At 71.7% G+C, this 23,815-nt stretch carries 21 protein-coding genes; 15 read left to right on the forward strand and 6 right to left on the reverse strand.

Translation table 11 applies throughout. The features are described from left to right. Positions 1-428: 428 nt before the first annotated feature. From QRD43_RS02795 to QRD43_RS02820, 6 genes are all read left to right on the forward strand, one after another. Positions 429-827 carry a GntR family transcriptional regulator gene (locus tag QRD43_RS02795; RefSeq protein WP_285980949.1) on the forward strand — a complete coding sequence of 133 codons (399 nt, stop codon included), beginning with the start codon at positions 429-431 and terminating at the stop codon, positions 825-827. Continuing rightward, complete coding sequence (locus QRD43_RS02800) at positions 824-1,753, forward strand: ABC transporter ATP-binding protein (protein WP_285980950.1); 930 nt, start codon at positions 824-826, stop codon at positions 1,751-1,753. The genes QRD43_RS02795 and QRD43_RS02800 overlap by 4 nt, the downstream gene beginning before the upstream one ends. Further along, positions 1,750-3,222 (forward strand): hypothetical protein, encoded by a 1,473-nt coding sequence (locus tag QRD43_RS02805; protein WP_285980951.1) that lies wholly within the window; start codon positions 1,750-1,752, stop codon positions 3,220-3,222. The genes QRD43_RS02800 and QRD43_RS02805 overlap by 4 nt, the downstream gene beginning before the upstream one ends. A 75-nt stretch (positions 3,223-3,297) precedes the next feature. After that, complete coding sequence (locus QRD43_RS02810) at positions 3,298-4,902, forward strand: sensor histidine kinase (protein WP_285980952.1); 1,605 nt, start codon at positions 3,298-3,300, stop codon at positions 4,900-4,902. Then, positions 4,899-5,591, forward strand: a complete 693-nt coding sequence (locus QRD43_RS02815; RefSeq protein WP_285980953.1) for a response regulator — start codon at positions 4,899-4,901, stop codon at positions 5,589-5,591. Before QRD43_RS02810 ends, QRD43_RS02815 begins: the two co-directional genes overlap by 4 nt. A gap of 111 nt (positions 5,592-5,702) precedes the next feature. Continuing rightward, complete coding sequence (locus QRD43_RS02820; protein ID WP_285980954.1) at positions 5,703-5,879, forward strand: hypothetical protein; 177 nt, start codon at positions 5,703-5,705, stop codon at positions 5,877-5,879. 27 nt (positions 5,880-5,906) lie between these two features. On the opposite strand, the gene QRD43_RS02825 is transcribed toward QRD43_RS02820, so the two are convergent. Together QRD43_RS02825 and QRD43_RS02830 are read right to left on the reverse strand one after the other, a co-directional pair. Further along, positions 5,907-6,512, reverse strand: a complete 606-nt coding sequence (locus QRD43_RS02825) for a chalcone isomerase family protein (protein WP_285980955.1) — start codon at positions 6,510-6,512, stop codon at positions 5,907-5,909. A 28-nt stretch (positions 6,513-6,540) separates the two neighbouring features. After that, positions 6,541-8,094, reverse strand: a complete 1,554-nt coding sequence (locus tag QRD43_RS02830) for a methyl-accepting chemotaxis protein (RefSeq protein ID WP_285980956.1) — start codon at positions 8,092-8,094, stop codon at positions 6,541-6,543. Between the two features lie 237 nt (positions 8,095-8,331). Here QRD43_RS02830 and QRD43_RS02835 point away from each other — a divergent pair, with 237 nt between their 5' ends. Together QRD43_RS02835 and QRD43_RS02840 are read left to right on the forward strand one after the other, a co-directional pair. Then, positions 8,332-10,242: a potassium transporter Kup gene (locus QRD43_RS02835; protein WP_285980957.1), complete on the forward strand. Its 1,911-nt coding sequence runs from the start codon at positions 8,332-8,334 to the stop codon at positions 10,240-10,242. A 147-nt stretch (positions 10,243-10,389) separates the two neighbouring features. Further along, positions 10,390-11,250 (forward strand): ParB N-terminal domain-containing protein, encoded by an 861-nt coding sequence (locus tag QRD43_RS02840; protein WP_285980958.1) that lies wholly within the window; start codon positions 10,390-10,392, stop codon positions 11,248-11,250. Between the two features lie 87 nt (positions 11,251-11,337). On the opposite strand, the gene QRD43_RS02845 is transcribed toward QRD43_RS02840, so the two are convergent. Continuing rightward, the gene (locus tag QRD43_RS02845; protein WP_285980959.1) at positions 11,338-11,886 is read right to left on the reverse strand and encodes a flavin reductase family protein; all 549 of its coding nucleotides are present in this window, start codon (positions 11,884-11,886) and stop codon (positions 11,338-11,340) included. 182 nt (positions 11,887-12,068) lie between these two features. Between QRD43_RS02845 and QRD43_RS02850 the strand changes: the two genes are divergently transcribed. Next, entirely contained in the window at positions 12,069-12,515 is a 447-nt protein-coding gene (locus QRD43_RS02850; RefSeq protein ID WP_285980960.1) for a hypothetical protein, read from the forward strand. Positions 12,516-12,529: 14 nt separating this feature from the next. Here the strand turns inward: QRD43_RS02850 and QRD43_RS02855 are convergent, their stop codons facing one another. After that, positions 12,530-13,450, reverse strand: coding sequence for a TraB/GumN family protein (locus QRD43_RS02855; protein WP_285980961.1), 921 nt, complete (start codon positions 13,448-13,450; stop codon positions 12,530-12,532). A 150-nt stretch (positions 13,451-13,600) separates the two neighbouring features. On the opposite strand from QRD43_RS02855, the gene QRD43_RS02860 reads away from it, so the two are divergent. Then, on the forward strand, positions 13,601-15,211 hold the full coding sequence (locus tag QRD43_RS02860) for an AmpG family muropeptide MFS transporter (protein ID WP_285980962.1): 1,611 nt from the start codon (positions 13,601-13,603) through the stop codon (positions 15,209-15,211). Positions 15,212-15,335: 124 nt separating this feature from the next. Continuing rightward, the gene (locus tag QRD43_RS02865) at positions 15,336-16,289 is read left to right on the forward strand and encodes a M48 family metallopeptidase (RefSeq protein ID WP_285980963.1); all 954 of its coding nucleotides are present in this window, start codon (positions 15,336-15,338) and stop codon (positions 16,287-16,289) included. Positions 16,290-16,346: 57 nt separating this feature from the next. Here the strand turns inward: QRD43_RS02865 and QRD43_RS02870 are convergent, their stop codons facing one another. Further along, entirely contained in the window at positions 16,347-16,988 is a 642-nt protein-coding gene (locus QRD43_RS02870; RefSeq protein WP_285980964.1) for a Crp/Fnr family transcriptional regulator, read from the reverse strand. Between the two features lie 956 nt (positions 16,989-17,944). After that, a complete protein-coding gene (locus QRD43_RS02875) occupies positions 17,945-18,715 on the reverse strand; it encodes a helix-turn-helix transcriptional regulator (protein ID WP_285980965.1) in 771 nt (256 codons plus the stop codon). 426 nt (positions 18,716-19,141) lie between these two features. Here QRD43_RS02875 and QRD43_RS02880 point away from each other — a divergent pair, with 426 nt between their 5' ends. Genes QRD43_RS02880 through QRD43_RS02895 form a run of 4 tightly spaced genes read left to right on the forward strand, consistent with a single transcriptional unit; the run spans position 19,142 to position 23,807 of the window. Next, positions 19,142-20,413: an efflux RND transporter periplasmic adaptor subunit gene (locus QRD43_RS02880; RefSeq protein WP_285980966.1), complete on the forward strand. Its 1,272-nt coding sequence runs from the start codon at positions 19,142-19,144 to the stop codon at positions 20,411-20,413. A 44-nt stretch (positions 20,414-20,457) separates the two neighbouring features. Beyond that, on the forward strand, positions 20,458-21,186 hold the full coding sequence (locus tag QRD43_RS02885; RefSeq protein WP_285980967.1) for an ABC transporter ATP-binding protein: 729 nt from the start codon (positions 20,458-20,460) through the stop codon (positions 21,184-21,186). Between the two features lie 9 nt (positions 21,187-21,195). Next, positions 21,196-22,503 carry a TolC family outer membrane protein gene (locus QRD43_RS02890; RefSeq protein WP_285980968.1) on the forward strand — a complete coding sequence of 436 codons (1,308 nt, stop codon included), beginning with the start codon at positions 21,196-21,198 and terminating at the stop codon, positions 22,501-22,503. Beyond that, positions 22,503-23,807, forward strand: a complete 1,305-nt coding sequence (locus QRD43_RS02895) for an ABC transporter permease (protein ID WP_285980969.1) — start codon at positions 22,503-22,505, stop codon at positions 23,805-23,807. Before QRD43_RS02890 ends, QRD43_RS02895 begins: the two co-directional genes overlap by 1 nt. Positions 23,808-23,815: the final 8 nt, after the last annotated feature.

The following is a 23,815-nucleotide window of genomic DNA, read 5'->3' on the forward strand; positions in this document are numbered from 1 at the left end:
CCCCACGCTGATGCGGCGGCAATGCAGCCTCTGGCGACCTTCTGGTCCTGGTCGCAACCCGTCAGTGTCGCCGTCGCGATCACTCGACTGAATCCAACGGGGCCTCGTCGCCCGACGGAGGCTGGAGTCAAGGGAGGCTGGAGTCAGGCCTTAACTCTTAAGGCCCCGGCCCTGCTGATCCGCGTCCTGAGACATCGAGGGGGGCAGATCTCAAATCGATGGTCAAGACCTGACCCTCTCAGACGCTTTCCAGTGACGCTGACTACGACACGCTGGACCGCCTGGCGGGCAGCAAGAAGTACGGTGTCCCGCCGTTCACCCAGGGCTGCAACCCCGACGGCACCCGCCGCCCGCTCTCACCATGACTTCCCCCACCTTGCCCATTCCGTTCAACTGTATTACTGTATTGATACACAACGCATACACCCATGCCCACCGTCCATCTCTTTCACATCCAGACGGGCTCCACCGAGCCCATCTACCGGCAGTTGCTGGAGCAGCTGCGGCGCCTGGTGGCGAGTGCCCAGCTCTCGGCGGGGCAGGAGCTGCCATCGGTGCGCGAGCTGGCGGCGCATCTGGCGGTGAACCCGATGACGGTCTCCAAGGCTTACGGGCTCATGGAGGCCGAAGGGCTGGTGGAGCGCCAGCGCGGCCTGCCGATGCGGGTGGCGGCGCAGCATGGGCGGCGTCAGCCGCTGGGCGCGCGCGTGGAGCTGCTGCGCCCCACGCTGGAGAAGGCCGCCGCCGAGGCGCGGCAGCTGGAACTGCGCCCCGAGCAGGCGCTGCAACTGTTCCGAACCATTCTTGAAGAGGGAGAGGCCCCATGAGCACCCACACGCTGAGTTCCGCCGGCCTGCAGCTGGCCACGCCGCTGGCCAGCCAGTCCGTCGCGCTGTCGCCCGCCTTCCAGGTGCAGGGTCTGCATCTGAACTACGGCCGGCAGGCGGTGCTCGACGGCATCGACTGGCAGCTCATGCCGGGGCAGGTGGTGGGGCTGCTGGGCCGCAACGGCGCCGGCAAGACGACGCTGCTGGAAAGCCTGCTGGGCCTGCGGGATCCGCAGCGGGGCACGGCCCAGGTCTTCGGCTGCGACGTGCGCGCGCTGGACGACGCCACGCGCGCCCGCATCGGCTACGTGCCGCAGCAGTCGGACCTCTTCGAGCAGTTCACGACGACGCAGCTGCTGGCCTACTTCCGCACTTTCTATCCGCGCTGGAACGACGCCCTGGTCGAGGGGCTGATGTCCCGCTGGGAGCTGCCGCGGGACAAGCCCATCGCCAAGCTCTCGGGCGGCCAGCAGCAGCGCCTGTCCATCGTGCGCGCGCTGGCGCATGGCCCGGACCTGCTGGTGCTGGACGAGCCCGTCGCGGCGCTGGACCCGCTGGGCCGCCGGGACTTCCTGCGCGAGCTGGTGGAGCTGGTGCTGGACCGTGGCACGACCGTCGTCTTCTCCACGCACATCCTTTCGGACCTGGAGCGCGTCGCCTTCAACGTGGCCTTCATGGCACGTGGGCAGCTGGCGCTGCAGGCCCCGCTGGACGGGCTGATGGACCAGTGCCGCCTCGCCCAGGGGCAGCCTATGGAGCTGGCGCCGCTGGAGCAGCGGGGCGCCACCGTGCTGTCGCGCCGCGCGCTGGGTGACGGGCAGGAGCGCTGGCTGCTGCAGTGGCCGGAGGGTCAGGTCTTGCCTGATGCCGCTGCCGGGCTGCAGCGGGTGCAGCTGGAGGACCTGTTCGAGGAGCTGACGGCATGAACACATCCCTCCGGACCTTCGGGCGGCTGGTGGGCGCGCCCTGGCGGACACGAATCAGCCAGACCTCGGCGCGCCAGATCTGGGGCAGCGCGCTCGGCGTGGCGCTGTTCCTGGCGGGGATTTACAACTTCCAGGGCGGTCCGCTGACCGTGGTGGTGGCGGGCGTCGGCCTGTGCGGCCTCCTCGTCAGTGCCTGGCTGCTCACCCTGTCGGGCCTGCAGCGGCAGAACCATCCTCATCTGGCGCGGCTGTTGCCGGGGCATGTCCGGCACCTGCGCTGGGCCGTGTGGCTGGTGTGGGGCGTGCCGGTGCTGGTGACGGGCGGGGTCGTGGCGATGCTCGGCGGCGACGTCTGGCTGGCGCTGCTGCTGAGCGGGCTGTCGCTGAGCCTGATGACGGCGTTCGTGCGCTGGCCTTTGAGCTTCCTGCTGCTGTTCGTGCTGCCACCGGCGGTGGTGCCGCTGTGGCAGTCGCTGCCCTGGGCGGCGTCCCTGACGCAGGCGCTGGTCGCGCAGTGGCACGTGCGTCCGCTGCCGCTGACCTTGTCGATGCTGGCGGTGCTGTCGCTGTTCCAGGTCCGGCTGATCGGCGATGGCCGCGCAGCCCATGTGCGCCGCTACGAGGGCATGCAGCGCCTGATCGAGTCCATGAAGGACGGCGCCGGCGGCTTCAATCCCCGCCACCAGGGGCGCTGGGGCCAGCGGATCAACGCGGCGATGGGGGCGCTCTCCCGCCGCTGCCTGGCCCGACTGCTGCGACACCCGCGTCCCACGCCGGCCCACTGCCTCGCCCGCCTGGAGTACCCGCTGTACGGCGCCGTGCACTGGACCATGATCGTGGGCACGCTCGGCACGGTCCTGCTCGTGGCGGTGGGCATCCTGGCCGCTCTGAGTCTGCTGGTGCCGGACCTGGCGGGCCTGCGCAAGGCGGCGCCGCAGCTGCCGGTGCATTGGTGGTGGCTGGGGATCGGCCAGCTCTGCATGGGCCTGGTGATGGGCCAGCTGTTCAACATGGGGACGGCACTGCAGCGCTCGCGCAAGGAGCAGGCCTTGCTGGTGCTGCTGCCCGGCGTGCCGCAGCAGGGGCGGCTGCGCGCCGGCCTGCTGCAGCGGCATGGACTGACGATGCTGGGCCTGGCCGTGCCGGGCCTGCTGCTGATCACGCTGTCCGAACTGCCGGGGCCGACGCTGCTGCTGCAGGGCATGGGCCTCGGCGCCGTGCTGGCCAGCCCGCTGCTGTTGCGGTCCTGGGCCACGCAGCGATCGGCCGGCCAGGGGCCGCTGGTGCTTGTGATGGGGGCGGTGACCCTGGCATGGCAGGTCCTGCCCGGCGAGAGGCTCCCGGTGCCGGTGGCGCTCGCCGTGATGGGCGGCCTGCTGAGCCTCGTGGCGCTGGTCTGGTTCGTGGCCCTGCGCCGGATGCGCAGCGAGCCGCTGGCGGCCTTGCCGATGGGGCGACGCGCGGCGTGAGGCCGATGCCGGTCGATCGGTGCCCGGCCGCCTCCTGATGCCATCCTGACGCGGGGCCTGCTACCGTAGCGCCCCATGACCCTGCCGCCCCTGCTCAAGCGCTGCCTGCCCCCCGCCCTCATCTGGGCGGCGTGCTGGGGCCTGATGCTGCGCGTCGATGCCCATGTGGAGCTGGCCAACCTCGTGCTGCTGCTGGTGCTGGCCGCCACGCTGAGCACGCTGTGGCTGCCGCTGATGGCGTCGATGGTCCTGAGCCTGCTGGCGGTGCTGGCCTTCAACTGGCGCTTCGTGAGCCCCGAGCGCAGCATGGAGCTGCAGGGCTGGAGCCATGTGTGGCTGCTGGCGACGATGCTGGCGCTGTCGTGGCTGGTCGCGGTGCTGCTGAGCCGCCTGCGCCGCGAGGCCGACGCTGCCCGCCGCCATGCCGAGCAGGCGGACCAGCTGCGGGCGCTGGGCCAGGCGCTGCGGGACAGCCGCTCGCCGGTGGAGGCCGCCCAGCTCCTGCAGACGCAGCTGGATGCCCTGCTGCCGACGCCCGCCCCGTTGCTCCTGGGCGCCGGCCCGCTGCCGGCCGAGAACCGGCTGGGCGAGGGCATCCTGCTGATCGGTGAACCCGACGGTGACCAGCTCGCCGGCCTGTGGGCCTGCTGGCGCCAGGGCGTGCCCTTCGGCCCGGGCACCGGCCGCTACCGCGAGCTGTCGGCCTGGTACCTGCCCCTGCGCGGGCGCGCGGCCAGCCACGGTGCCGCGCTGCTGATCCTGCCCGACGCCACCCAGCCCGACCCGGAGCTGTGCGCCCATGCCCAGTCCCTGTGCGACCAGATGGGCCTTGCGCTCGAGCGCCAGTCCGCCGAGCACGCCGCCCGGCGCGCGCACGACGAGGCGGAGGGGCAGGCCACGCGCAATGCGCTGCTGGCGGCCATCTCGCACGACTACCGCACGCCGCTCGCCACCATCATGGGCGCGGCGAGCTCGCTGCTGGACCAGGGCGAGCGCCAGACGCCCGCCCAGCGCCACAAGCTGCTGGCGACGGTGCTGGACGAGACCCGGCAGCTCTCCCGCATGACGGACAACACGCTGCAGCTCGCCCGCCTGGAGCGCGCCGGCCTGCAGCTGCGCACGGACTGGGAGGCGGCCGAGGAGGTCGTCGGCGCCGCGCTGCGCCGGGTGCGGCAGCGCCATCCCCAGGCGGCCCAGCGCGTGCGCCTGCGCGTGGCCAGCACGCTGCCGCTGCTGCAGTGCGACGCCGTGCTCCTGGCGCAGCTGCTGGACAACCTGCTGGACAACGCCCTGCGCTACGCCCCGGAGGGCCCGATCGAGCTGCTCGTCCGTCACGAGCCGGGCGGCCTGCTGCTGGCCGTGCGCGACCGCGGCCCCGGCGTGCCCCCGGCGGCGCGCGCCCGCATCTTCGAGCCCTTCCAGCGCGGCGAGGAGCTGGACCGCGAGCGCCCGGACGCCACCGGCAGCCGCCGCGGTGCCGGCGTGGGCCTCGCCGCCTGCCGGGCCATCGCCATCGCCCATGGCGGCACGCTGGGCCTGCGCGCCCGCAGCCATGGCGGTGCCAGCTTCGAGTGCCGTCTGCCGGTGCAGGCCCAGCCCGATGCCGCTCCGGCGCCCGCCCCCGAGGCACCCACGCCCCGGCCCGATTTCCCTGAACCTTTTGCGGAGGACGCGCCATGAGCCTGCGCGTGATGCTGGTCGAGGACGACCGCGAGTTGCGCCGCACCCTGCGCGACGCACTGGCGCTGGAAGGCTATGACGTCCAGACGGCCGCCAGCCTGGCCGAGGGCCATGCCCTGCTGAGCCACGCCGAGCCGCCGGACCTCGTGCTGCTGGACCTGGGCCTGCCCGATGGCGAGGGCGAGGAGCTGCTGCAGCGGCTGCGTCGCGAGCGGGGCACGCCGCTGCTGGTCATCTCGGCCCGGGAGCAGGACGGCGCCAAGGTGCGCCTGCTCGATGCCGGCGCGGACGACTACCTCGTGAAGCCCTTCTCCATCAGCGAGCTGCTGGCCCGCATGCGGGTGGCCCTGCGCCACCGCGGCGTGCACACCCGCGCGGCCGTCACCCGCTACGAGAACGGCCGCCTGTGCGTGGACCTCGAGGCTCACCGCGTGAGCCTGGACGGCACCGCCCTGCGCCTCACGCCGACCGAGTTCAACCTGCTGGCCCGCCTGGTGCGCAGCGCCGGTCAGGTGGTGACGCACCGCGCGCTGCTGACCGATGTGTGGGGCCCCGAGTTCACCGAGCACACCCACTACCTGCGGCTCTACATGGGCCAGCTTCGCGCCAAGCTGGAGGCGGAGCCCGCGGACCCGAAGCTGCTGCTGACGGAGCCCGGCGTGGGCTACCGGCTGGCGGAGCCTCGCTGAGCTCGAGGCTGACGTCGAAGCGGGACCGCGCCCATATGTGTTCCTGATGCCCGGCCGCGCATGCTGCGCGTCATCGAGGAGCGGCCGTCGTGTCGCGAAGGATCCGTGGCCATGGGCGAACGAGGACGAGCCGGGGCGGTGCCCTGGCGGCGCGGGACGGCGCGGAGGCGGGCGCTGGCCACCGGGGCGCTGCTGCTCGCGGCGCTGGCGGTGGTCGCCTGTGTCGCAACGGTCCTGCCCCTCGAGCTGAGCTGGGGGCTGGCCCTGATGCTGCTGCTGTGCCGTTGAGGGCGGCGGCGCGGGCCGCCGCGGGGGTCAGGCCTTGCCGCCCAGCAGGGCCGGCTTGAGCGAGGTGTCCACCGGCTTCTCGCCGAGCCAGATCTTCAGCACGGCGTTGTAGAAGCCGACGTCCGGCAGCGGCTCGCCCACGGACTTGCCGTTGATGGCCATCACCATGCCGGTGCCCGGCACCCAGTCGGCGGTCAGCACGTCGCCCTTCTTCATGGTCCCCTGGTTGACGAAGACCTCGCCGAAGGCCGCCAGCTGGTTGACGAACTTGGAGCGCTCGGCCTTGTCGGTGTTGGCGGTGATGCCGGCCATGAAGGCCTGGCCGAAGTCGTCACCGGTCACCTCGCGCAGCATGGTCAGCGCGAAGCGGCGCGGGCCGGGCGCGTCCAGCACGGCCGCGGCGGTGTCCTTCTTCTCCGTCAGGTACAGGGCCATGACGTAGACCTTGATGATCACGCGGGTGCGCACGCCGGCGCCATTGAGCTTCAGCTCCTTGCCCGCGACCTTCGCGGTGGGCTCGACATTGACGCCCGCGACATCCATCGCCTGCGCGCTCCAGGGCAGCGCGGCGGCCAGCAGGCCCGCGGCGATCAGGGTGCGGCGGTTCAGGCGGGGGGTGAGGCGAAGATGCATGGTCGCTCCTTGTGTCGGAAAGGGGATGTCAACGGCGCTCGTCCAGCTGGAACAGGCTGACGACCTGCTCCAGGGACTCGGCCTGGCTCTTCATGGAATCGGCGGCCGCGGCGGCCTCCTCGACCAGCGCCGCGTTCTGCTGCGTGCTCTGGTCCATCTCGTGGATGGTACGCGTGACGCGCTCGATGCCTTCGGTCTGCGATTCGCTGGCCATGGAGATCTCGCCGATCACCGTGGTCATGCGCTGCACGCTGGCCACCACGCCGTCCATGGTCGAGCCCGCCTGCTGCACGAGCTGGCTGCCCTGCGCAACCTTCTCCACGGAGTCGCTGATGAGGCTCTTGATCTCCTTGGCCGCGCCGGCGCTGCGCTGCGCCAGGTTGCGCACCTCGGCGGCCACCACGGCGAAGCCGCGGCCCTGCTCGCCCGCGCGGGCCGCTTCCACGGCGGCGTTCAGCGCGAGGATGTTCGTCTGGAAGGCAATGCCGTCGATGACGCTGATGATGTCCACGATCTTCTTGGACGAGGCGTCGATCGAGCCCATGGTGCTCACCACGCGGGAGACGACCTCGCCACCCGCATGCGCCACCTCGGACGCCTGCTGGGCCAGCTCGTTGGCCTGGTGCGCGTTGCGCGCATTGCGGCGCACGGTCTCGGTGAGGTCGTTCATCGAGTGCTTGGTCTGCTCCAGCGCGGCCGCCTGCATCTCGGTGCGGGACGAGAGATCCATGTTGCCGCTGGCGATCTCGGCGGAGGCCGAGGCGATGGACTCCGTGCCGTCGCGGACGCGGCCCACGATCTGCTTGAGCCCCTCGTTCATCTCGGCCAGCGCCTCGAGCAGCTGACCGGTCTCGTCCTGACCGCGGATCTCGATGGCGCTGCTGAGGTTGCCCGAGGCCACCTTGCGTGCCACGGCCACGGCGCCCCGGAGCGGGCCGACGATGCCGCGCGACACCATCACGCTGATGAAGACGCTGGCCGCCGTGGCGCACAGCGCCAGCACCGCGATGGCGGTGATGCTGCGGCTGGCCAGGGACTGGGCATCGGCCCCCGCCGTCTCCATCTGCTTGTTCTGGGACTCGACGAACTTGTCCATCGTCGCCAGGTACTTCACCTGCAGGGCCCGGACGGAGAAGAGGAACTTCAGCGTGGCCTGGTCCTTGTCCCCTTCCGCGACGAGCTTCACGAAGCCGGCCTGCGCGGGCATGAACTTGGTGCGCAGCTCGGCCATGGCCTTCAGCGCGGCCTGGCCCTCGGCGTCATCGACGAGCTTCTCCAGCGCCGCGATGCTCTTTTCGTGGGACTGCAGCAGGCCCTCGACGGTGGCCAGCTCCTTCTTGATCTGGTCGTCGTTGGTCATGATGAGCGTGCTCATCATGCCGCGCGAGGCATCGCCCAGCTCCGCCTTGGCCTTGTTGGCCAGGAAGGTCTTCTGGAAGCCCTGGCTGATGGCCTCGTTCACGTCGCGGCTGAGCGCTCGCGTGCCGGAGATCGCCATGCCGGCCATGACCAGCAGCAGCACGATCACCACCCCAAAACCCAGGGTCAGACGCTGACCGATTCGCAGGGAACTGAACTTCATCTCGGCACACCTTCGGTGAGGGACGAGGCGGGCCCAAGGCGAGCCCAGCCGGGCACCCCCCGCAATCGAGGGGTGGGCACTCAGTCTTTCATAACTGGTAACGATTGGCACGTGTCGGCACGTGACAAATGGCGCTGTTTTGGTGCCTTCATGCCCTGTTGTGGCGCCATCGGCACTTATGCGTTCCTGATGACGCCCAGGCGACAGTGCTGCCAGATCAACTGCCTGGCCCTCCCCATGACCAGCCCGACCCCTGCCGCGACCCCGCACGACGGCCATCCTCCCCAGGCGCTCGCCGCCCTCACGCTCGGCGCCATCGGCGTCGTCTACGGGGACATCGGCACCAGCCCGCTCTACACCGTCAAGGAGGTCTTCCTGCCGGCCACCGGCGTCGGCCTGGTGCCGGCCAACGTCATCGGCGCCGTCTCGACCATCCTGTGGGCGCTGATGCTGGTCGTGTCCCTGAAGTACGTCCTGCTGATCCTGCGGGCCGACAACCGCGGCGAGGGCGGCGGCCTGGCGCTCACGGCGCTGGCGGCTCAGGCCGTGCGCGAGCGGCCGCGCCTGCGCGGGGCGCTGCTGCTGCTGGGCGTGTTCGGCGCCACGCTGTTCTATGGGGACAGCATCATCACGCCGGCCGTGTCCGTCATGGGCGCGATCGAGGGCCTGGAGGTGATCACGCCGACGCTCAAGCCGCTCGTCCTGCCGCTGTCGCTGGCGATCCTGGTGGTGCTGTTCGTCATCCAGCGCTTCGGCACGGCCGTGGTGGGCCGGCTCTTCGGGCCGGTCATCACGCTGTGGTTCCTGGTGCTGGCGGGCATGGGCCTGTGGCACATCTGGCAGCAGCCCGGCATCCTGGCGGCGCTGAACCCGGTGCATGCCTGGCATTTCCTGACGGAGCGCGGCTGGCACCTCTTCGCGGCCGTCGGCGCCATCGTGCTCGCCCTGACCGGCGCCGAGGCGCTGTATGCCGACATGGGCCACTTCGGCGCGCGCCCCATCCGCCTGGCGTGGACGGGCCTCGTGCTGCCCGCGCTGGCCCTGAACTACATGGGCCAGGGCGCCCTGCTGCTGCGCGACCCCGGCGCCATCGAGAACCCCTTCTACCGCCTGTTCCCCAGCAGCTGGCTGATCCCGGCCGTCGTGCTGGCCGCCCTGGCGGCGGTGATCGCCTCGCAGGCCGTGATCTCGGGGGCCTACTCGATGACCAAGCAGGCCATCCAGCTCGGCTTCCTGCCCCGCATGGAGGTGCGCAACACCTCCGCCCGCGAGGCTGGCCAGATCTACATGCCCGGCGTGAACTGGGCGCTGCTGGCCGGCGTGCTGGCCGCGGTGCTGTACTTCGGCAGCTCCTCCGCCCTGGCCGGCGCCTATGGCATCGCCGTGACGCTGACCATGATGATCACCACCGTGCTGACCTTCTTCGTGGTGCGCCACGGCTGGGGTCTGCCGGCGCCGGTGGCCTATGGCGCCACGCTCTTCTTCCTGGCGCTGGACGCCCTGCTGGTGGCCGGCTGCGCGATCAAGTTCCTGGACGGCGGCTGGTTCCCGCTGGTCATGGGCGGGCTGCTGTTCCTGGTGATGAGCACCTGGGCGCGTGGCCGCCAGCTGCTGATGGAGGGCATCCAGCGCGACGGCCTGGCCCTGCTGCCCTTCCTGCAGGGCATCGCGGGGAGCGACGCGGGCATCCACCGCGCCAGCCGCACGGCGGTCTATGCCGTGGCCAATCCCGACACCGTGCCCCAGGCGCTGCTGCACAACCTCAAGCACAACCAGGTGCTGCACGAGCAGAACCTCATCCTGACCGTCGTCTACGCCGAGCGCCCCCACGTGCCGGATGCCGAGCGCGTGGTGCTGGCACCCCTGGTGCCGGGCTTCTGGCGCGTCACGCTGCACTTCGGCTTCATGGACGTGCCCGACGTGCCCGCCGCGCTGACGCTGTGCGCGGCGCAGGGCCTCGAGGTGCCGCCCTTCGAGACGAGCTACTTCCTCAGCCGCGAGACGGTCATCCCGACCCCGGGCTCCGGCATGGCGAACTGGCGCGAACGCCTCTTTGCCACGCTCAGCCGCAATGCCGGCAGCGCGGCCGAGTACTTCCGCCTGCCCGACAACGCCGTGGTGGAGCTGGGCACCCGCGTGCAGATCTGACGCCGTCGCCCACGGCAGCGCGTCACGGGACCTCAGGGAGGAGGTCGCAGCCGCCGGCCCGGCAAAGACCCGTCTGACGGGCCCGGGCCGGCGCGACTGCCTACAATCGCGGCCCGCCGAATCCGTTGTCCCCCTCCCGCGTACCTCATGAACATCATCGTCAAGGAAGAACTCAAGGCCTACATCGACCCGCTGACGCCCGACGAGCACGACGCCCTCGAGCGCAGCATCCTGGCCGAGGGCTGCCGCGATGCGCTGGTGCTGTGGGGCGACGTGCTCGTCGACGGGCACAACCGCTACGGCATCTGCCAGAAGCACGGCCTGCCCTTCCAGACCATCCAGCATCCGCACTTCAAGTCCATGGAGGACGTGCACCTGTGGATGATCGACCAGCACCTGGGCCGCCGCAGCGTCTCGGACTTCCAGCGGGGCGTCCTGGCGCTGCGCAAGAAGGAGATCCTGACCGAGCGCCGCCAGCGCCGGATGGCCGAGAGTGCCGAGCAGCTGGCCGCCGCGCCGGGCGAGGCGGGCGCCGCCGAGCCGGCCGCGGACGCGCCCTGGGAAGGCGCTGCCGAGCTGCCGCCCGTGCCCGCCCTGAACACACGCGAGGCCGTGGCCCGCGCCGCGCGCCTGAGCGCCAGCCAGGTGCAGCAGATCGAGAAGATCCAGAAGAGCGCGGCCCCCGAGCTGGTGGCGGCCGTCCGCTCCGGCGAGGTCTCCCTCAACACCGCCGCCACCGTGGCGGCATTGCCGGTCGAGGAGCAGCAGGCCGTGGTGGCCGCCGGCAAGGACGAGATCAAGCAGGCCGCCAAGCGCGTGCGCCAGTCCAAGGCCAAGCCCAAGGAGGCGGGCGAGGGTGGCGAGGAGAAGCTCAACAGCGCCGGCCTGCCGCCCGTCACCGCCGAGTCGGCCACCGAGGCGCAGATCAAGGCGCTGCAGGCCCGCGTGGCCGAGCTGGAGACCGAGAACGCCGCCCTGCGCGCGCAGCTGGCGGCTCTGCAGGGCTGAGTCGGGTCAGGCCGGGCGCTCGGGAAGGGCGCTGAGGACCGGCGTGGCGGGCAGGCATGACCTGACCCCGCGCCGGACCGCCCGAGGTCAGATCGGCAGCTCGGTGTAGTAGCGGCCGCCGTGGAAGATGAGCGGCTGGGCCTGCGGCGTCACGCAGCAGCGCTCGACCTCGCCCACGAAGATGACGTGGTCGCCTTCTTCGTATTGGCTGCGGTTGGCGCACTCGAAGACGGCCGCGCAGCCCTGCAGCACCGGCACGCCGCCGGCGCCCTCGCTCCAGGCCAGCCCGGCGAAGCGGTCGATGTCCCGCGTGGCGAAGCGCTGGGCCAGGGCCTTCTGGTCCGCGGCCAGGATGTGGATGGCGTAGTGCGAGCCCCGGCTGAACACCGGCATCGAGCCCGCACGGCGCGACAGGCTCCACAGCACCAGCGGCGGTGAGAGCGAGACGCTGTTGAAGGAATTGGCCGTCAGCCCGACGAGCGAGCCGCCTTCGCCGCGGGCGGTGACGATGCAGACCCCGGTGGCAAAAAGGCCCAGGGCGGCCCGGAACTGCTGGGCGTCCGCCGGGTCGGTGGTGGTCCCCGGCGCCTCGGTGGCGGGATCCAGGCGTGTCGGGGGCGCGGGTGGAATTGACATGCGTCTATTGTCGCGTGCCGGCCGTTTCCCCGGGCGCGGGGGGATTTGCCCCGTGCGTGCGCTCCTGCACAGGGCCGCCGCCGGCGCCGGGTCGCCAAAGCTTGCGCTGGCTCAGAGCGGCGCCAGCCCGGGGCTGAAACACTGCAGGCGTGGCAACGCACCGCCCATCATCCCCCTCCAGCATGGCCGGCATCGCGCCCTGGCCGGTGCTGCCGAGCTTGCCTGTCGCGCTTGCGCCGGCCGGGCCGGGGGGCGTGTCCGGGCCCTGCGAGCTCTGGCTGCTCGACGGCAGCCAGCTGACGGGCTGCCTGAGCGCCTTCCATGACGGCGACCTCGCCCTGGACCTGGAGCTGCCAGGACAGCGCCGGCCGCTGTGCGTGCCGCTGAGCCGCCTGCAGTACCTGCACCTGGAGACGTTGCCGGACGCCCCGGCCGAGGCCCTGGCCGGCCTGCACGGGCCGCGCGTGGCCCTGCTCGGCCCGGCCTCGGAACCGCTGGTGGCGGAGTGTCTCGGCGAACGGACCGTCACCAGCGGCCACTGGCTGCTCCTGCGCACGGCCCAGGGCCAGCTGGGCCAGTGGTTCATGCCCCGGCACCGCGCCGTCGGGCTGCGCCGACTCGACGACTGAGCCCGCCGGCCGCTTCAGTAGGCCACCCGTTCCACCTTGAAACCCTGCCGCTGCAGGCCCGCGACCAGCCCCTGCGGACCCACGGTCAGGCCGGCCGCCACCGAGATGAACACCCGGCGCCCCTGGCGCAGCACCGGGCTGAGCTTGTCCGCCCAGGCCTGGCTGCGCAGCCCGAGGATGCGGTGCAGCGTCTCGGGGCTGAAGGCGGCGTTGTCCATGTTGGCCAGCAGGGCGTCGGTGTCGCCGCGCTGCCAGGCGGCGTAGCTGCGCACGCTGTCCTGCCCCTGCTCGCGCAGCAGACGGCGCAGCAGGGCCTCCTGGTCTGCCGCGGGCACGCTTTGCATCAGCTCAAAGCCGGCGCGCAGGCCTTCCAGCTCCAGGAAGTCCCGGTCCTTGAGCGCCTGGTGGACGGCGTTCATGGCGTTGTCGTCGCTGAGCGGCAGGCCCGCCTTGGCGCCCATCATCTTGTAGAGGGACGCGACGACGAAGAAGGGCGGCAGCGTGTCCAGGGCCTCGCAGGGGAGCTGCTGGCGGGTGCACAGGGCCTCGTAGGGGGCCTTCAACGTGGGGTCGAGCTGCGCCTTGAAGGAGCGGTCAGCCTGGCGCAGCGGCGCCAGCAGGGCGGCGGCTTCCATCGGATTGACAGGTTGGCGGACTTCGCTGGCCAGCAGCTCGGAAGCCTGCATCGCCGCCCGCACGGCCGCGGGCAGCGGGTCTTGGCCGGCCTCGCCCCAGGGCACCACGCCAAACAGCCAGGAGTGCTGGCCCTGGTACTCGATGGACCACAGGGCCGGGCGGTCGTCGGCCGCGGGCACCGGCGTGGCCCTGGCGGCCGGGCCGGGCTCTGCGGCGGCACCGAGGGGGCTGGAGACGGCGGAGATCGCGATGAGGGTGGTGAACAGGGCGCGGCGGGCGAATCGAACGGGGACGGACATGGTTCAGCAAGCGGGAAAGTGGATGACGGCACGCACTGTGCCCAGGCGCAGGGCGGCCGGCAGCGCGCCCTGGGGCCAGCGGTCGAAAGCGATGGCCGAGCGGTCGCGCGCGGCGGCCGGCAGCACGGACCGGCCCCTAGAATCCGCCCCATGCCCACCCCGCCCGCCCCCGTGGCGCCTTCGGTCGCGCCCGGTCTGGCCGCGCGGCTGCAGAGCGTCTACCGCCTCGCCATCGTTACCCTGCTGGGCTTCGCCTCCGGCCTGCCGCTGTCCCTCACCGGGCCCACGATGCAGGCCTGGCTGAGCGGCGAGGGGCTCGACCTCGCCACCATCGGCGTGCTGAGCCTCGTGGGGCTGCCCTACACCTTCAAGTTCCTCTGGGCCCCGCTGATGGACCGCTTCGAGCTGCCCGTGCTCGGGCGGCGCCGGGGCTGGATGGTGCTGACGCAACTGGCGCTCGCCGGCCTGATGATGGCCATGGCGGCCTGCTCGCCCCGTGCGAACACGGGGCTCTTCGCCCTCCTCGCGCTGGGCGTGGCCTTTGCCTCGGCGGCGCAGGACATCGTCATCGACGCCTACCGGACCGACGTGCTGCTGCCCGCCGAGCGCGGCCTGGGTGCCTCGCTCAATGTGGCGGGCTACCGGCTGGCCATGATCGTCTCCGGCGGCCTGACCTTCATCTGGGTGGACCCGCAGCAAGGCGGCGGCTGGACCTGGCCGGAGGTCTACCGGGCCATGGCCTGGCTGATGGTCGCCGCGGCGGTGGCGGCGGTGCTGCTGGTGCCCCGCCTGCGCCAAGCCCAGGCGCCGCAGAGTGTGGCCCGCCACGACGTGCTGGGCTTCCTCGCGGTGCTGGCCACCGTGGGCCTTGGCGCGGCGGCCGTCAACGGGCTGCTGGCCCCGGCCCTGCGCGGGACGCTGGCACCGCTGTGGGCCCAGACCAGCCTGCCGGCGCCCCTGGCCGCCAAGTGGACGGACTTCCTCACGCTGCTGCTGGGCATCGCGCTGATCGGCCCGGCCGCGCTGTGGGCGGCCCGCCGGGCGCGCTTCGAGACCCTGCTCAACAGCCTGGGCAACTACTTCGCACAGCCCGGTGCCCTGGCCTTCCTCGGCTTCATCGTGCTCTACAAGCTGGGCGATGCCTTCGCGCAGGCGCTGCTGACGCCCTTCTTCCTCCAGGGCATGCACTTCAGCACCGCGGAGATTGGCGTGGCGTACAAGGTGATCGGCATGTGGCTGAGCATCCTCGGCGCGCTGCTGGGCGGGGCACTGATGCTCAAGCTGCGGCTGTGGCGCTCGCTGCTGGTCTTCGGCTGCCTGCAGACGCTCAGCGCCCTGGGCCTGTGGTGGCTCGCGCAGGCGGGGCCGGGGCAGCTCGGCCGCATCGTCATGCCGGCCTTCGACTGGGGCTTCGTGAAGCTGGCGCAGGCCACGCCGGTGGATGTCAGCCTGATGCTGGCCGTGGCCAACGAGAACCTCTGCGGCGGCATGGCCACCGCGGCGCTGCTCGCCCTGCTGATGAGCCTGTGCAACCAGCGCTTCACGGCGACGCAGTTCGCGCTGCTGTCGGCCTTTGCCATGGTCGGCCGCGTGTGGGTGGGGCCGCTGGCGGGGGTGCTGGCGGAGTCCATCGGCTGGCCCAGCTTCTTCGTCGTGGCCTTCGTCCTCGGGCTGCCGGCGCTGGCGATGCTGCTCGGGCCGCTGCGCCGGGCCATCCAGGCCCTTGAAGTCGCGCCGGACGACGCCACCTCGGGCGGGTGAGCCCACGCCGCCAGGGGCGTCTTCAATCCGGGTGGGCGAGCCGGCGCCCCTGCCTGTGTACAGTCATCGCCTGGGCATCGCGGCCCTGGCCCCGGCCGGCCGCCGCACAAGGGCTTGCATCACCATGAACGATTTCATCCTTCACCACGAACTCACCCTGGACGGCGTCCCGGCCTATGGCTTCGGCCGCTGCGATTGCCGGGGCTGCGCGCCGCGCCAACCCGCCCGTCGGCTCTTCACGGGCCTCGTGGGGCTGGGCGCGCTGGGGGCGGCCGCGCCGGCGCTGGCCCGCGAGGGCGTGGAAGTCGGGGAGAAGAGTTGGGCGACCAAGCTGGTCTCGGCCGAGCAGGTGGAGGCCGCCGCGGCCCAGCAGTACGTCCAGACGATGCGCCAGGCGGCCCAGCAGCGGGCCCTGGCCCCGGCCAACCATCCGCAGGTGATCCGCCTGCGTGCCATCGCGCAGCGCATCATCCCCTTCGCCCTGCCCTGGAACCCCCGGGCGCAGGAATGGAAGTGGGAGATCAACCTGATCGGCAGTGCCCAGCTCAACGCCTACTGCATGCCGGGCGGGAAGATCGCCTTCTACTACGGCATCCTCGAGAAGCTGCAGCTCAGCGATGACGAGGTCGCGATGATCATGGGCCACGAGGTGGCGCACGCCCTGCGCGAGCATGCGCGTGAGCGCATGGGCAAGGGTGCGGCTACGCGCCTGGGCGCCGGCCTGATCTCGGGCCTGCTGGGCCTCGGCAACACGGGCGACGCGCTGCTGAACATGGGCGGCCAGCTGCTGACCCTGAAGTTCAGCCGCGAGGACGAGACCGAGGCCGACCTGGTCGGCATGGAGCTCGCCGCGCGTGCCGGCTACAACCCGGCGGCGGGCGTCAGCCTCTGGGAAAAGATGGGCCAGGCCGCCAAGGGCGCGCCGCCGCAGTGGCTCTCCACCCACCCGGCGGGCACGACGCGCATCAAGGACATCGAGTCCAACCTGCCCAAGGTCCAGGGGCTCTTCGACAAGGCGCCCAAGCCCACCCAGCGCTTCGAGCCGGCCCCGCCGCTGAAGAGCCGCAGCGCGAACTGAGCTCGTTCCGGCTGACCGCGTGCGGCCTCGTCGTCCCGGTGAGGGTGGCCGTGGCCGCTACCACCGCGCCGGCAGGGTGCGCACACGCTCGTAGCGCCCCCGCTCGGCCTTCACCAGATAGCCGCCCTGCTCCAGGTCCTTGATGAGCTTGGAGATCATCTCCCGCGAGCAGCCCAGGCGCTGCGCCATGGCCTGGTGGGTCAGGCGCTGCTGCGCGGTTTCCGGATCTTCCAGCAAGTGCTTGAGCCGGCCGTAGACGTCGTTCAGCGCCAGCTGCTTCGTGGACAGCGTCGCAGCGCGCGCACGCTGGATCACCTTGGCGATGAGCTCCAGCGCGAACTCCGGCTCCGCGCGGATGTGCTCCAGCAGGCTGGCGCGGGTGAGCAGCACGCACCGGCACGGCGTTTCGGTGATGACGCTGGCACTGCGCGGGCCGCCGTCGAGGCTCATCTCGCCGACGTACTCGCCCGGACCGTACATGCCGTAGGTGATCTCGCGCCCCCGGTGGTCACAGCTGAACACGCGGAGCTGCCCGCTGAGCACCAGGTACAGCGTGTCACCCTGGCTGCCTTCCTCGATCAGCAGCGTGCCCTTGCGATAGCTGCGCTCCACGCCGCGGGCCGCCAGACGCTGCAGCAGCGGTGGCAGGCCCGGCCAATCGGCCAGGGCGGGGGCGTGCGAGGTCGAGGCAGGGCTCATCAAGCGGGTCCGGGGCGGCGCGCGGGACGGTACCCGCGATGCGGCAGATGTTAGCGCCGCGGCTTGCGCCGGGCGGTCGGCATGGACTGCGAGCCCCCCGTTCCCTGGAGAGACCGGGGCGGGCGGCGATTGGCAACTGACGACTGGCGACTGGCAGCCGGGGTGACCGGCGCGCTCATGGGCAGGCTCGACGCGGATGACGTCTGGCTGCCGCCTTGTGGCGTCCCTCCAGAAGTCCCAGGGTCAGGGGGCCTTGCGGCGGCGAGCGCCCGGATGTGGCGGCGCGGAGGGAGCGCCGGGGACGGTCTCGTGTCAACGGCGGGCCGGCCTGAGGCTTCCCCTGCTGCCGGCCTCCGAGCCGGGTCGTGCACAGGGTCGTGTGCAAGATCGGGTGCACGGTGGAGTGCACGGTGGCGGGCCGGGCCGTCAAGACAGACGTGCGCCGGCTGCTGCAGGAGGCCACGAGGTACTGCGGGGGCCGGCGATGAACGGCTGTGTGCTGCGGGTGCTGGCGGCGGCAAGGGATTGCCCGGTGCTGCCTCGGCGGACGACGGCCGGGGCCTGCTCAGTACGGCTCGCAAGGATGAGGCTGCGGGCGCTGAAGGAACGGTGCTCTCGCGACAGGCGCCGGGTGGGTCCGCGCCGCCGCCGGCCCCGCCCGCTGGACCGGGGCGCTGCGTCGTCCACCCACCGGGGAAGGCTCGGTTGCGATTTCCGGTGGGATCACAAGTGCGATCACAAGTGAGATCACAGGTTCGGGCGACGGTGCGAGGACCGGTGCAAGTGCGAACGGGAGGGCCGACGGGAGGGCCAACGGGAGGGCCGAAGCGAATGCCGACGCAAGTGCCGAAGCAAGTGCCGACGCAAGTGCCAACGCTATGGCCGACGCCAATGCCGACGCGAGGGCTGATGTGAACGCCGACGAGAACGCTGATGCCAGGCAAGCCCCGGGGCGATCAGATCAGCTCCATGCGCAGCGCGGACATCAGCGGTGGCAGCACGGCCAGCTGGCGCATGAGCTCACCGATGCTCTGGGCGCCGGACTTGGCGCGGATGCTCTGGATCTGCGTGCGCACGGTGGAGATGGCCACGCCCTGCTCCTCGGCCACCTTGTTGGGACGGGCGCCGTCGCTCAGGAGCTTGAGCACCTCGGTCTCCGTGGGGGTGAGGCCGTAGCGCAGGGCAAACCACTGGGCGGCGAGATCCGCGCACAGCTGCTGGCGCTCCAGCACCAGCAGGACCGCGGCCTGCTCCACATTGCGGTTCAGCGGCACCACGACGACATTGGTGCGCGTGCTGCCGTCGCCCATGCGAAGGAGGCAGCGCCTGCCTTCGTGCTCCGCCCGGCCCAGGGCGTCGAAGAGCGGCCCGCCGTCGGACTCGAGCCGGGCGCGCAGGTGCCCGTTCTCCACCTGCAGCGGGAAGGTGGCGTCCAGGCTGCGCCGCGCCGCGTGGTTGGTGTACAGCAGCTGGCCGGTGCCGCTGACGAGCAGCACGCCGTAGTCCAGCTCCTCCAGCACGAGGTGCAGCCAGTGGGTGCTGAGCGAGACGGCCCGCCGGCGCTCCTGGGGCACGGTGCGCGGCAGCGGCTGGCGCAGCTCGTTCATGACCTGGTCCGCGATGCGAAGCGCGCTGGTGCGGGCCATGGCGGCATGGGACAGGACCCCGGCCGACAGGGGGGCCGACGGCCCGGTGCCCAGGTCCACGGATGGATTGCTTGACCACATGTTCATCTCCCTGATGTGGCGAGGATCGCGGCAGGCGCCCCGCCTGTTGGATGGCACCGACGGGACGCAGCAGACGCGGGTCTCGTGCCGGTGACGGACACGGCGCTGACCTCGCGCCCTTCGCCGCAGAGATGACAGGCTCTGCAGCGAAGGACATAGCCTAGAAGGGCGGCTATCGCCCAGGCCGTGAATCTTCAAAACGTGAAATGTGAGGAATTCACCAGATACCCGTCAGCTGCCGCGCTTGGCAGGGGGCGGGCTGTCCGCCTGTCCGGGGGACCCCTTCGGGTGTCCGGTGTGTCCGCGGACACCTGACGGGCGGCGGTGAGGATCAGCAAGCCGTTGAATGGAAAGGAATTTCCTCCATTGCGAGAACTGGCATGGTGCTTGCGTTAGACAGGGGGTCACCGCACTTCTCTGTCCGCCATGATCCGAGACACCTCTGCCCAGGACCGCCCCATCACCCGCACCGGGTCGTCCCACCGCCGCTGGCTCCTGGGGGGCGTCGGCCTCCTCGCCGTGGCCGGCGTCGGCCTGGCCGGTCCTCGCCTGCTGCAGGCGCTGGGTGGGGGCGCCTCCGTCAGCCTGGCCCGCCTGACGCTGGCCGAGGTGAAGGTCGGCCCCCTGACCCGCGACGTGGCGGGCGAGGGCAAGGTCGTCGCCGCCGTCAGCCCGACGCTCTATGCCGGCAACGCCGGCACCGTGAGCGTCCAGGTGCAGGCGGGGGACCAGGTCCGCAAGGGCCAGGTCCTGCTGCAGCTGCAGAGCCCGGACCTCATGGCGCGGCTCGGCCAGGAGCGTTCCAATGCCGACGCCCTGCGCAGCGAGCTGCTGCGCGCCGAGGCGGACGCCCGCCAGCAGCGCGCGCAGGCCCAGAGCAATCTCGAGACCGCGCAGCTCGCCCGCCGCACGGCACAGAACGATCTCGCCCGCCAGGAGCAGGCCTTCAAGGCCGGTGCCACCGCCAGCATGCAGGTCGACCAGGCCCGGGATGCGCTCGCCAAGGCCGACATCGCGCTGAAGCAGGCCCGCGAGCTGCTGGACCTGAAGGACGATGCCACCCGCTTCGAGCTGCAGGCCAAGCGCCAGGCCCACGAGCGCCAGCAGCTGGTCGTGGCCGACCTGGCGCGCCAGGAGGACGAGCTCAAGGTGCGCTCGCCCGTCGAGGGGCAGGTGGGCCAGCTGTTCGTGACCGACCGCATGAGCGTCGCCAAGGACGCCAAGCTGCTGACGGTGGTCGATCTCTCGGCCCTGGAGGTGCAGATGCAGGTCGCCGAGAGCTTCGCGCGCGAGCTGCAGCCCGGCATGCCCGGCGAAATCCGTGGCCCGAGCCAGACCTGGAAGGGCGTGCTGAGCTCCGTCTCGCCGGAGGTCGTGAACAACGAGGTGGCGGCCCGGCTGCGCTTTGACGGCGCCCAGCCCGGGCAGCTCCGTCAGAACCAGCGGCTCTCGGTGCGCGTCCTGCTGGACCACCGCGAGCAGGTGCTGCAGGTGGCCCGTGGCGCCTTCATCGACGAAGGCGGTGGCCGCTTCTGCTATGTGGTGCAGGGCCGCGAGGCCGTGCGCCGCTCCATCCGCCTGGGGGCGCAGAGCCTGAGCCAGGTCGAGGTGCTCGAGGGGCTCAAGCCCGGCGAGCGCGTGGTCGTCAACGGCGGCGAGCACTTCAAGGGCGCCGAGCGCATCACGCTCGCCCAGTGAGTGCGCCTCCCACTTTCCGAATCCCGCGAATCAAAGGACATCCCATGCTGAAGATGCAATCGCTCTCCAAGGTCTATCGCACCGAGATGGTCGAGACCTTCGCCCTGCGGCAGTTCAATCTCGAGGTGAAGCCCGGCGAGTTCGTCGCCGTCACCGGCCCGTCCGGCTCGGGCAAGACCACCTTCCTGACCATCGCAGGCCTGCTGGAGTCCTTCACCGGCGGCACCTACGAGCTGGACGGCCAGGACGTCAGCGGCATGAACGACGACCAGCGCTCGCGCCTGCGCAACCAGAAGATCGGCTTCATCTTCCAGGCCTTCAACCTCATCCCCGATCTGAACGTGCTGGACAACATCGAGGTCCCGCTGCGCTACCGCGGCATGGGCCGCGAGGAACGCCAGCGCCGCGCCCGCGAGGCCCTCGCCCGCGTGGGCCTGGCCGCGCGCGAGAAGCACTACCCGGCCGAGCTGTCCGGCGGCCAGCAGCAGCGCGTGGCGATCGCCCGCGCCCTGGCCGGCGGTCCGAAGCTGCTGCTGGCCGACGAGCCCACCGGCAACCTCGACAGCGCCATGGCCCGCAGCGTCATGGACCTGCTGGAGGAGCTGCACCGGGACGGCGCCACCATCGTCATGGTCACCCACGACATGCAGCTGGCCGCGCGCGCGCAGCGCAACGTGCACGTGATGGACGGCCAGGTGGTGGACATCGCCGCCGAGCTGCGTCTGGGCGAGATGCTGCATCCGCAGGGCGATGTCGTCCGCGAGACGGTCTGAGGACGCTCCATGCATCGAACCCTGTCCTCACTGAAACGCTGGCGGCGCATCGCGCTGGCCGTGGCGCTGCTCCCGCTGCTCGGCGCGGCCCGCGCGGATGACCTGCTGAGCGTCTACGCGCAGGCCCGAGCGGCCGACCCCGTGCTGGCGCAGGCCCGCGCCCAGCGCGGCGTGCAGGCCGAGCTGCTCGTGCAGAGCCGGGCACCGCTGCTGCCGCAGTGGTCGCTGTCGGCTGCCGAGGAACGCAGCGACGGCCAGCGCAGCCATGCGAGCGGCAGCCAGATCAGCCAGGTGCTGGTGGACCTGAGCCAGCTGCGCACGCTGGACGCCGCCGAGGCGCGCCTCGAGGCCCAGGATGCCCGCCTGCGCGCGGCCGAGCAGCAGCTCTGCGCCCGCGTGGCGCTGGCCTACTTCCAGGTGCTGTCCGCGCAGTCGGCGCTCGAGACGGCCGAGGCGAACGAGGCGGCCTTCGCGCAGCAGGTCAGCCAGGCCCAGGCCCGCTACGAGGCGGGACTCTCGGCGCTGGTGGACGTCGAGCAGGCGCGCACGTATCACGGCCTCTCCCGCGGCCAGACCCAGCAGGTGCGCCAGCAGCTGGCCGACGCCCGCCAGGCGCTGGCCGAGATCACCGGCCAGCTGCCGGGCCCGTTGCAGGTGCTCAGCGCCGAGCTGCCCACGCCGGTGCTGCAGCCCGAGGATCCCGAGGCCTGGGTGGCTCGCGCCATGAGCCAGCAGCCGCTGCTGCAGGCCGCCCAGCGCAGCCTCGTCGCGAGCGAGCGCCGCATCGACGCGGCGCGTGCCGGTCATCTGCCGACCCTGAACCTGGGCCTGGACAGCCAGCGGCGCAGCGGCTTCGGCGTGCCGGCCGCGGACGCAGGCCGCCTGGTCAACACCGTGGCGCTGCGCCTGAGCGTGCCGCTGTTCGCCGGCGGCGCCACGCAGTCCCAGCAGCGCCAGGCGGTGCTGGAGCGGGACCTGCAGCGCGAGCAGCTCGAGGCCACGCGCCGGGCCCTGGTGCGCGAGACCCAGGCGCAGGTGCTGGCGGTGCAACTGGGCCGCGAGCAGGTGGCCAGCAGTGCCGCGGCGGTGCAGGCCGCCGATCGCGCACTTGCCGCCACCCGCGCCGGCCAGGCCCTCGGCACCCGCACGATGACCGACCTGCTGCTGGCCATCCAGAGCCATGCGCAGGCCCGCAATGCCCACGCCCAGGCCCGCCATGCCTACGTGCTGGCCACGCTGCAGCTGCAGGCCGCCGTCGGCCAGCTGGGCGAGGCCGAGCTGGCCCGCGTGAACCAACTCCTGCAAGGAGCAAGCTGATGTTTGCCTACTACATCGAACTGGCCCTGCGCAGCTTCCGGCGCAGCCGCGGCCTGACCGTGCTCATGCTGCTGACCATCGCCATCGGCGTGGCCGCCTGCATGACGACGCTGACCATCTTCCACGTGCTCTCACGCGATCCGATCCCGCGCAAGAGCGAGCGGCTCTTCAACGTGCAGCTCGACGCCGGCCCGATGCGCGACGGCTTCGTCCCCGGCGGCGAGCCCATCTACCAGCTCACCCGCTTCGACGCCGAGGCCCTGCTGCGCGAGGCCCGCGGCCAGCGTCAGGTGATGATGAGCGGCGGCGGCGCGGCCCTGACGCCACCTGACGGCAAGGAGCGCCCCTTCCTGGTGAGCGGCCGATGGGCCAGCAGCGACTTCTTCGCGATGTTCGAGGCTCCGTTCCAGTACGGCGGCGGCTGGACCCGCGAGGACGACACGAATGGCGGCCGCGTCGTGGTGCTGTCGCGCAGGCTCAACGACCGGCTGTTCGGCGGCGCCGACAGCCGCGGCAAGACGCTGCGCCTGCGTGACAAGGAGCTGCGCATCGTCGGCGTGCTGGACCACTGGCGTCCCGTACCGCACTACTTCGACATCAGCCTGGGCGCCTATGCCGAGACGGCGGAGGTCTTTGCCCCGCTGTCCACGGCCATCGCGCTGAAGTTCGGCAGCTCCGGCAACGTGAACTGCTGGGGCAACGTCGGCAACGACATGCGGGGCCTGCAGGCACCCTGCGCCTGGCTGCAGTACTGGGTGGAGCTGGCCCAGCCCGGCGATGCCCCGGCCTACAAGGCCTACCTGGAGCAGTACTCGGAGCAGCAGCGCACGGCGGGCCGCTACGAGCGCCCGACCAATGTGCGGCTGCGCACGGTGACGCAGTGGCTGCAGGCCCAGCAGGTGGTCCCCCATGACGTGGGTCTGCAGCTGTGGCTCTCCTTCGGCTTCCTGCTGGTGTGCCTGGTCAACACCGTCGGGCTGCAGCTGGCCAAGGCGCTGCGCCGCTCGGGCGAGATCGGCGTGCGCCGGGCGCTCGGCGCACCGCGCCGGCAGATCTTCCTGCAGTTCCTGATCGAGGCGGGCAGCCTCGGGCTGGCGGGCGGCGTGCTGGGGCTGGGGCTCACGGGCCTGGGCATCTGGGCCGTGCGCCACGGCAGCAGCGACTACGCCAGCACCGTGACCCTCGACCTGCCCATGCTGCTGACCACCCTGGCGCTGGCCGTGGCGGCCAGCCTCGTGGCCGGGCTGCTGCCCGCCTGGCGTGCCTGCCAGGTGCAGCCCGCCCTGCAACTCAAGACGCAATGAGGAGGCCC

The organism is Roseateles subflavus (genome assembly GCF_030285365.1).
GTDB lineage: Bacteria > Pseudomonadota > Gammaproteobacteria > Burkholderiales > Burkholderiaceae_C > Roseateles_B > Roseateles_B subflavus.